This window comes from Desulfonatronum sp. SC1 (assembly GCF_003046795.1).
GTDB lineage: Bacteria > Desulfobacterota > Desulfovibrionia > Desulfovibrionales > Desulfonatronaceae > Desulfonatronum.
Genome location: NZ_PZKN01000100.1, coordinates 1 through 514, shown reverse-complemented (window position 1 = coordinate 514; position 514 = coordinate 1). Strand labels below are relative to the sequence as shown.

Genomic DNA, 514 nt, shown 5'->3' with positions numbered 1-514 from the left:
GCTTGGAAGTGCCGATGATGCCACGCTCAACTACCTGACACGCACCCGTGACTTCCTGTTGAAAAGCAAGGAGAATAAAAGCAAAATGTCGCACATCCAGAACCCCGACCAGTTCATCAGTATGATTGACCAAGCCATCAAGTTCTGGAACACCCCACAGCGAGAGCAAGTGCTGGACAAGCTGGCGACCATTGAAGACAAGCTGGCCAAGAGCGGCTTTATCAAATACGATTCGGAGGCCATGCAGGGATTGGCCGAACTTGACGATTTAGACGAGGAACTGGATGGATTGAACGGACAAAGAAGCCTTGGCGGCTTTTTCAAATCCCTCAAACGCATTGGCAAGAAGGTGGGCAAAGGCATTAAAAAGGGAGCCAAAGCCGTTGCCAAAGTCGGCAAAAAGGTGGTAAAGGCCATCGTGCGCTTCAACCCACTCTCCATTGCCATTCGCAACGGCCTGCTGGCAGCCATGCGCCTGAACATGTTCGGCATCGCCAAGAAGTTGCAATACGCC

1 protein-coding gene is annotated in these 514 nt (G+C 51.9%); it reads left to right on the top strand.

Annotated features, from left to right (window positions below; all coding sequences use genetic code 11):
- The coding region (locus tag C6366_RS20885) for a hypothetical protein (protein ID WP_199221580.1) at window positions 1-514 on the top strand (514 nt) is incomplete at both ends.